The following is a 689-nucleotide window of genomic DNA, read 5'->3' as shown; positions in this document are numbered from 1 at the left end:
GCTCTTCCGATCTCTGTCTCCAGATCGGGCTGTTAAACATTTAGGAGATAGTCGTACTGGGGAAGGAAGTGGAGATGATGAAACCATTGAAATTGATTTAACTCAAATTAATCCTACCATTCAAGAATTAATTTTTGTAGTGACAATTCACGAAGCTGATCAGCGCCGCCAAAATTTCGGACAGATTCGTAATTCTTTTATTCGGATTTATGATCGAGAAACAGATACAGAAGTGACTCGCTATGATCTAGAGGAGGATTTTTCGAGAGAAACATCAGTTGAATTTAGCCGACTCTATAAAAAAGATGGAGAATGGCGATTTCAAGCCGTGGGACAAGGTTATAACACAGGTTTACAAAGCTTTGTAGACAAGTATGTGTGATCTCAGTTGAGAGATTTTCAGGAACATTTGGATCGAGATCAGGAGAAGTCTAACGAGAATAAAAAGTGAGTAACTTGTCAATAAAAAAGAAGTTTTCTCCTGATTAATTAGTCTTTATTGGTCAACATAATACTAAAAAAAAAATGACGATTAACCTCAAAAAAGGACAAAGTATTGTTCTCGATAAAAGTGAATATGATTTATCGAAGTTAACAATGGGATTAGGTTGGGATGTGGCAAAACCTAAAGGATTAATTGAAGGATTTCTCGGAAAAACCGTCGATTTTGATTTAGATGGATATGCCCT

Annotated in this window: 2 protein-coding genes; both read left to right on the top strand. The window is 36.1% G+C overall.

The features are described from left to right. A partial coding sequence (locus M595_RS28280) for a TerD family protein (RefSeq protein ID WP_023069966.1) occupies nucleotides 1–382 on the top strand: 382 nt, incomplete at its 5' end. A gap of 143 nt (nucleotides 383–525) precedes the next feature. Beyond that, the coding region (locus tag M595_RS28275; protein ID WP_023069967.1) for a TerD family protein at nucleotides 526–689 on the top strand (164 nt) is incomplete at its 3' end.

Origin of the sequence: Lyngbya aestuarii BL J (assembly GCF_000478195.2) — a bacterium.
Classification (GTDB): domain Bacteria; phylum Cyanobacteriota; class Cyanobacteriia; order Cyanobacteriales; family Microcoleaceae; genus Capilliphycus; species Capilliphycus aestuarii.
The sequence above is the reverse complement of the archived record's forward strand: the minus strand, read 5'-3'. Positions and strand labels throughout refer to the sequence as shown.